This is a genomic window from Actinomadura sp., assembly GCF_044508335.1.
GTDB lineage: Bacteria > Actinomycetota > Actinomycetes > Streptosporangiales > Streptosporangiaceae > Spirillospora.
The window spans coordinates 76916-84232 of the sequence record NZ_JBIQHY010000018.1 but is presented as its reverse complement, the minus strand read 5'-3'; the positions used below and the strand labels follow the sequence as shown (position 1 = coordinate 84232).

Below are 7317 nucleotides of genomic sequence, written 5' to 3'. Positions count from 1 at the left end.
CCAGCTCGACCTGCGCCTTGCCCTCGCGGCTCTTGGCGTGCTGGGCGAAGATGTCCAGGATCAGCGCGGTCCGGTCGATGACCTTGACCTGGACGGTCTCCTCCAGGTGCCGCAGCTGGCTCGGGGCCAGCTCGCCGTCGCAGATGACGGTGTCGGCGCTGGTGGAGATCACGACGTCGCGCAGCTCCGCGGCCTTGCCGGAGCCGATGTAGGTGGCCGGGTCGGGGCGGGACCGGCGCTGGACGAGCCCCTCGAGCACCTGCGAGCCCGCGGTCTCGGCGAGCAGCGCCAGTTCGCGCAGGGAGTTCTCGGCCTCCTCGGCCGTCCCGTCCGTCCACACGCCCACGAGGACGACCCGCTCCAGGCGCAGCGCGCGGTACTCGACCTCGGTGACGTCGGTCAGCTCGGTGGACAGACCCGCGACGCGTCGCAGCGCCCGCCGGTCCTCCAGGTCGAGCTCACCCGTCATGGGCTCGTACTCGGACTCGTCCTGGAGCTCGAAGTCTGTCTGGTCTGAAGAGAAAGGTTGAGTCATATGTCCTCGGTACAACGCCGCCTCGCGGCCGTATCTTCCCGGCGATGGTCTCACGCACCTTCCCCGCGGGTCACCCGGTTATCCCCATGGTTTCCGCTCTGGGTTGACGTAAGCGCACGCGGGGAGGTGCACCGGTACCCGCTTTGACCGGGCCTCGCGGTGCCGAGTACCGTCTCCACGTAACAGAAGTCGAATTTCGCGATACGGAAATCGTACGAAAGGGCAGGCAGATGGCTGGACTGGAAGGCATCGAGGTCACCGGACCCCTCGGCGATCGGTACGAGGAGATCCTGACCCCCGAGGCGCTCGGCCTGCTCGCCGCCCTCCAGCGCGAGCTGGGCGCCCGCCGCAAGGAGCTGCTGGAGGCCCGCGCCGCGCGCCAGCGCGAGCTGTCGGCGGGCGGGACGCTGGACTTCCTGCCCGAGACCGCGCACATCCGCGAGGACGGCTCGTGGCGCGTCGCCGACCCGGCGCCCGGCCTGGTGGACCGCCGCGTCGAGATCACCGGCCCGACCGACCGGAAGATGACGATCAACGCGCTCAACTCGGGCGCGAAGGTGTGGCTGGCCGACTTCGAGGACGCCAACACGCCGCTGTGGAACAACATGATCGAGGGCCAGCTGAACCTGCGGGACGCCCTCGACCGCACCATCGACTTCACCGACGAGAAGACCGGCAAGACCTACGCGCTCAAGGACGACGAGGAACTCGCGACCATCGTCGTGCGGCCGCGCGGCTGGCACATGGAGGAGAAGCACCTCCTCGTCGACGGCGAGCCCATGTCCGGGTCGCTGTTCGACTTCGGCCTCTACTTCTTCCACTCGGCGCGGCGCCAGCTGGCCAAGGGCAAGGGGCCGTACTACTACCTGCCGAAGATGGAGAGCCACCTTGAGGCGCGGCTCTGGAACGACGCGTTCAACCTCGCCCAGGACCACCTGGGCATCCCGCGCGGCACCATCCGCGCGACCGTCCTGATCGAGACGATCCCCGCCGCGTTCGAGATGGAGGAGATCCTCTACGAGCTGCGCGACCACTCCGCGGGCCTGAACGCCGGCCGCTGGGACTACCTCTTCTCCGTCATCAAGAAGTTCCGCGACCGGGGCGCCGAGTTCGTCCTGCCGGAGCGCAACGCCATCACGATGACCGCGCCGTTCATGCGCGCCTACACCGAGCTGCTCGTCCGGACGTGCCACAAGCGCGGCGCGCACGCGATCGGCGGCATGGCGGCGTTCATCCCGTCCCGCCGGGACGAGGAGGTCAACAAGGTCGCGCTGGAGAAGGTCCGCGCCGACAAGACCCGCGAGTCCGGCGACGGCTTCGACGGCTCCTGGGTCGCCCACCCCGACCTGGTCCCGGTCTGCCGCGAGGTGTTCGACGGCGTCCTCGGCGACAAGCCGAACCAGCTCGACCGGCTCCGCGAGGACGTCAACGTCACCGCGGCCGACCTGCTCAACGTCAAGGACACCCCGGGCGAGATCACCGAGGCGGGCCTGCGCAACAACATCGACGTGGCGCTGCGCTACCTCGCCACCTGGCTGGACGGCGCCGGCGCGGTCGCGATCCACAACCTGATGGAGGACGCGGCCACGGCCGAGATCTCCCGCTCCCAGGTGTGGCAGTGGATCTACAACGGCGTCTCCACCGCCGAGGGCAGGAAGATCACCAAGGAGTGGGTCGAGCAGCTCCTGGACGAGGAGCTCGGCAAGATCCGCGCCGAGCTCGGCGAGGCGTACAACGAGCCCCGCTACAACGAGGCCGTGGCCCTCTTCAAGGAGGTCACCCTGGCGGACGAGTACTCGGAGTTCCTCACCACCCCGGCCTACCAGCGGTTCCCGTGATCGCGTAAGGCGCCGCCCCGGCGGCCCGGCCTCGGCCGCCGGGCCGCCGGGGCACCTCATCGGCCGCCGCGGCGCATCCCGCGCACCGCGGCGCGCCGCGGGCCCCGCGGCGGGGCCGGCCGGATCTTGCGGGGGTCGCGGGGGCGGAGGATGGTGGTAGTGATGGAATCCATGCTCACAGGGCTCGCACCGCGGCTCGGCGGGATCGTCGGGCCGGAACGGGTGATCACCGATCCGGTGCGGCTGCGCACCTACGAGTGCGACGGCCTCACCAACCACCGGTGCACGCCCGGGATCGTCGTGCTGCCCGACACGGCCGAGCAGATCGCGGCGATCGTGCGGGAGTGCGCGGCGGCGGGCGTGCCGTACGTGGCGCGCGGGTCGGGGACCGGGCTGTCCGGCGGGGCGCTCCCCCGCGCCGACGGCGTGCTGATCGTCACCGCCCGGATGCGCCGGATCCTGGAGATCGACATCCCCGGGCAGCGCGCCGTAGTGGAGCCCGGCGTGATCAACCTGGACGTGACGCGGGCCGTCCGGCCGTACGGGTACTACTTCGCGCCCGACCCGTCCAGCCAGCAGATCTGCTCGGTCGGCGGGAACGTCGCGGAGAACTCCGGCGGCGCGCACTGCCTGAAGTACGGGTTCACCGCGCACCACGTGCTGGCCTGCGAGGTCGTCACACCGGACGGCGAGCTGGTGGAGCTGGCGGCGGACGCGCCCGGCTACGACCTGCTCGGCGTGTTCGTCGGCGCGGAGGGCACGCTCGGCATCACCACCAAGGTCACGGTGCGGCTGACGCGGGTGCCGGAGACGGTGCAGACGCTGCTGGCGGCGTTCGACTCGATCGAGGCGGGCGGCACCGCGGTGTCGGCGATCATCGGGGCGGGCGTCGTCCCGGCGGCGATCGAGATGATGGACGCCCTCGCGATCGAGGCGGCCGAGGCGGCGGTGCGCTGCGAGTACCCGGCGGGCGCCGGGTCGGTGCTGATCGTGGAGCTGGACGGCCCGGAGGCCGAGGTCGCCGCGCAGTTCGCCGAGGTGGAGCGGCTGTGCCGGGACGCGGGCGCGTTCGAGATCCGGATCGCCGCCGACGACGAGGAGCGCGCGCTGATCTGGAAGGGCCGCAAGTCCGCGTTCGCGGCGGTCGGCCGGATCAGCCCCGCCTACCTCGTCCAGGACGGCGTGATCCCGCGGACGGTGCTGCCGGAGGTGCTGGCGGGCATCGACGCGCTGTCGGCCGAGTCGGGCGTGCGGGTCGCGAACGTGTTCCACGCGGGCGACGGGAACCTGCATCCGCTGGTGCTGTTCGACGACGCGGAGGAGGGCGCCGAGGAGCGCGCCGAGACCGTGTCGGGAGCGATCCTCGACCTGTGCATCCAGCACGGCGGCTCCATCACCGGCGAGCACGGCGTGGGCGTCGACAAGGCCCGGTACATGCCGCGCATGTTCACCGACGCCGACCTGGACACGATGCAGATGGTCCGCTGCGGGTTCGACCCGGCGGGTCTGTGCAACCCGGGCAAGGTCTTCCCCACGCCGCGGCTGTGCGGCGAGGTGCCCGGCACGCGCAAGGGCCCGCACCCGTACGAAGGAAAGGCGGACATCTTCTGATGCGCCCCCTGGACGCACTGGCGAAGGTCTGCGCCGACGTACGCCCCGGCGAGCCCGCGGAGGGCGTGCTGGGCGTCGAGCCCGCGCTCGTCGCCGCGCCGAAGGACCTGACCGAGGCCGCCGACGTCATGCGCGTCGCCACCGAGAAGGGGCTCGCGGTCGTCCCGCGCGGGGCCGAGACCCGCCTCGACTGGGGGACGCCCCCGCAGCGCTGCGACCTGCTGATCGACACCCACCGGCTGGACAGGCTCGTCGAGCACACGGCGGGCGACCTCGTCGCCAAGGCCGAGGCCGGGCTCCCCATGGAGCGGCTCGGCGAACGGCTCGCGGAACGCGGCCAGCGCCTCGCCCTGGACGTGCCGCTGCCGGGCTCGACGGTCGGCGGGACGATCGCGACCGGCGCCGCCGGCCCGCTCCGCACGATGTACGGGACGCCGCGGAACCTGGTCATCGGGCTCACGATCGTCCGGGCGGACGGCCAGGTCGCGCGGTCGGGCGGCAAGGTCGTCAAGAACGTCGCCGGATACGACCTGGGCCGGCTGTTCTCCGGCTCGTTCGGCACCCTGGGGCTGATCGTGGAGGCGACGTTCCGCCTGCACCCGATCCCCGCGGCGACCGCGTACGTGACGTGCGCCGTGGACGGCCCGGAGCAGGCGCACGACGCCGTGCAGAGCGTCCTCCACTCCCCCGTGGCGCCCAGCGCCGTCGAGTACATCGGGCCGAGCACGGTTTCCGTGCTCCTGGAAGGCGTGCCGGACGGCGTCGCCGCGCGCGCCGGGCAGACCGCGGAACTCCTCGGCGAGACCGCCGGGATCTCCGATACCGCACCGGACGGCTGGGGACGCTATCCCGACGGCACCACGCTCATCGACATCAGCGCACCGCCGCCTTCGCTCCGCGACGTCCTCACGTTGCTCGGTCCCGGCACCCCGGTCACATGGAGCGGCAGCGGCCACGGGCACGTCGGCCTCGACGCGGGGATGACCGCGCAGGAGGTCGCCGATCTCCTGGGCCGGCTGAGGGACGTGCTGGGCCGCCACCGCGGCCATGCCGTCGTCCGCTACGCCCCGGAAGGGGTGCGCGGCGAGATCGACCTGTGGGGGCCGGTTCCGGCGCTCGCGCTGATGCGGCGCGTCAAGGACCAGTTCGACCCTGATCACCGGCTGTCCCCCGGCCGCTTCGTGGGAGGTATCTGATGAGCACCCAGGACGACCTCCCGGATCTCCTCAACGACTGCGTCCACTGCGGTTTCTGCCTGCCCACGTGCCCGACGTACGTGCTGTGGGGCGAGGAGATGGACTCCCCCAGGGGCCGCATCCACCTCATGCAGCAGCATGTGGAGGGCGCACCCCTCAGCGAGCCGATGGTCGAGCACTTCGACCGCTGCCTCGGATGCATGGCGTGCGTGACGTCCTGCCCGTCCGGCGTCCAGTACGACCGTCTCATCGAGCACACCCGCGCCGAGGTGGAGAGCGAACATCCCCGTCCGCTGAAGGAGCGGGCCGTCAGGGAGCTGGTCTTCCAGCTGTTCCCGTACAAGCGGAGGCTGCGCGCGCTGCGCGGCCCCCTGCGCGCCTACCAGAAGTCGGGGCTGGAGCGCCTCGTCCGGCGCAGCGGGATCCTGGAGCGCCTGTCCCCGTCGATCGCCGCGATGGAACGGCTCGCGCCGCCGCTCGGCAGGGCGCCGAGGCTGCCGGAGCGGGTCGCCGCGCGCGGCGGGCGCCGCGCCGCGGTCGGGATGCTGACCGGCTGCGTGCAGGGCGAGTTCTTCCCCGGCGTCAACGCCGCCACGGCCCGCGTCCTGGCCCTTGAGGGCTGCGACGTCGTCATCCCCCGCGGCCAGGGGTGCTGCGGGGCGCTGTCCCTGCACTCGGGGCGCGCCGAGGAGGCCCGCGCGTTCGCCCGCCGGACGATCGAGGCGTTCGAGGACGTCGACGTCATCGTGGTCAACTCGGCGGGCTGCGGGTCCGCGATGAAGGAGTACGAGGCGCTGCTCGCCGGCGACCCCGCCTGGGCGGAGCGCGCGAAGGCGCTCTCGGCGAAGACCAGGGACTTCGCCGAGTACCTCGTGGAACTCGGGCCCCGCGCGGAACGGAGGCCACTTCCGGTCACGGTCGCCTACCACGACGCCTGCCACCTCGCCCACGCCCAGGGCGTGCGCCGCCAGCCCCGCGCGCTGCTGGCCGCCATTCCCGGGCTGACCGTGCGGGAGATCGCCGAACCCGACGTCTGCTGCGGCTCGGCCGGAACATATAACCTGTTCCAGCCGGAGGCCGCCGGCGAACTCGGCGACCGCAAGGCGGTGAACGTGGACGCCACCGGAGCCGAACTACTGGTCGCCGCCAACCCCGGCTGCTCGATGCAGATCGCCACAGCGCTGCGCCGGCGCGGCGCCGGCATCGCGGTCGCGCACACCGCGCAGGTGCTGGACGCCTCCCTGCGGGGTCTCGGCCGCGACGCCCTCGTCGCGCGCCGTTCGTAGGCCGCGCGCCCGGACCACCGCCGATCCGGGCGTCCGGTATCGTGTCCAGCCGCCGTTGCCGACCCAACTCGATAGGACGCGCTTACTTAGCCTGGAGCAGGCACGAGGGAGCACGCACCATCATGTCCAACAGCACCTACCAGCCGTACCGTTCGCACCGCCGAAGAAGGAAGACGAGCGCGGGAAGGCTCGGCCTCGCCGGGGCCGTCACCGGCGCCGTGGGGATCGCCGCGATCGCCGCGGGCATCGTCGTCCTGCGCCCGGGCGCCGACGGCGCCGGGGAGGCGTCCCAGCCGACGCTGGCGAGCCAGGGCGACGGCGCCCGCCCCGGCTCCACCGTCCCCTCGCCGGACGCGGGCCCGCCGGTGAACTTCACGACCCCCGAGGGCTACGGCTACAGCCTGGCCGCCGTCCGCGCCGGCACCGGCCGGCAGCCGCTCGGCGCCACGAAGGCGCCGCCGTCCGGGACGACGTACGCCTACGCCGACTACATCCTCACCAACACCCAGCGCCGGGCCGTCCTGCTGGACTTCCCCGCCGACCTGTTCATGCCGAAGGCGCAGGTGCCGAAGGCGGCGCGGGAGCGGTGCATGCCGCAGGCGGGCATCCCCGGCGACATGTGCACGCTGCCGAACCACAGCAGGATCACCGCCCGGATCGACGGGTCGAAGCCGCCGGTCGACGACAACGGCAGCAAGATGATGCCCGGCGGCGCCTCCTACGTCGTGCGGATCGCCTCCGACCTACCGGTCAACGCCGGCCTCTCCGCCGACGACCTTCGGCTGTACGTGTGGAACGCCCGCTACACCAGCGACCGCAAGGGCATCCGGCTCGCCTTCCCCTGACCGGCG

General features: G+C 72.3%; 5 protein-coding genes and 1 pseudogene. 5 read left to right on the top strand and 1 reads right to left on the bottom strand.

Annotated features, from left to right (window positions below):
- Nucleotides 1-535 (bottom strand): annotated as a pseudogene (locus ACIWVC_RS10010) (GTPase HflX); the annotation flags it as partial.
- A 230-nt stretch (nucleotides 536-765) separates the two neighbouring features.
- On the opposite strand from ACIWVC_RS10010, the gene aceB reads away from it, so the two are divergent.
- From aceB to ACIWVC_RS09985, 5 genes are all read left to right on the top strand, one after another.
- On the top strand, nucleotides 766-2373 hold the full coding sequence (aceB, locus tag ACIWVC_RS10005; protein ID WP_396445228.1) for a malate synthase A: 1608 nt from the start codon (nucleotides 766-768) through the stop codon (nucleotides 2371-2373).
- 162 nt (nucleotides 2374-2535) lie between these two features.
- Nucleotides 2536-3984: an FAD-linked oxidase C-terminal domain-containing protein gene (locus ACIWVC_RS10000; RefSeq protein WP_396445229.1), complete on the top strand. Its 1449-nt coding sequence runs from the start codon at nucleotides 2536-2538 to the stop codon at nucleotides 3982-3984.
- A complete protein-coding gene (locus ACIWVC_RS09995) occupies nucleotides 3984-5180 on the top strand; it encodes an FAD-binding oxidoreductase (RefSeq protein ID WP_396445230.1) in 1197 nt (398 codons plus the stop codon). The genes ACIWVC_RS10000 and ACIWVC_RS09995 overlap by 1 nt, the downstream gene beginning before the upstream one ends.
- Complete coding sequence (locus tag ACIWVC_RS09990) at nucleotides 5180-6466, top strand: (Fe-S)-binding protein (RefSeq protein WP_396445231.1); 1287 nt, start codon at nucleotides 5180-5182, stop codon at nucleotides 6464-6466. Before ACIWVC_RS09995 ends, ACIWVC_RS09990 begins: the two co-directional genes overlap by 1 nt.
- Before the next feature lie 122 nt (nucleotides 6467-6588).
- A complete protein-coding gene (locus ACIWVC_RS09985; RefSeq protein WP_396445232.1) occupies nucleotides 6589-7311 on the top strand; it encodes a hypothetical protein in 723 nt (240 codons plus the stop codon).
- Nucleotides 7312-7317 lie beyond the last annotated feature (6 nt).

What these genes read in the sequence shown, in the direction of transcription:
- aceB (WP_396445228.1), top strand. Translation starts at nt 766, where the DNA reads ATGGCTGGACTGGAAGGCATCGAGGTCACCGGACCCCTCGGCGATCGG.
- ACIWVC_RS10000 (WP_396445229.1), top strand. Translation starts at nt 2,536, where the DNA reads ATGGAATCCATGCTCACAGGGCTCGCACCGCGGCTCGGCGGGATCGTC.
- ACIWVC_RS09985 (WP_396445232.1), top strand. Translation starts at nt 6,589, where the DNA reads ATGTCCAACAGCACCTACCAGCCGTACCGTTCGCACCGCCGAAGAAGG.
- ACIWVC_RS09995 (WP_396445230.1), top strand. Translation starts at nt 3,984, where the DNA reads ATGCGCCCCCTGGACGCACTGGCGAAGGTCTGCGCCGACGTACGCCCC.
- ACIWVC_RS09990 (WP_396445231.1), top strand. Translation starts at nt 5,180, where the DNA reads ATGAGCACCCAGGACGACCTCCCGGATCTCCTCAACGACTGCGTCCAC.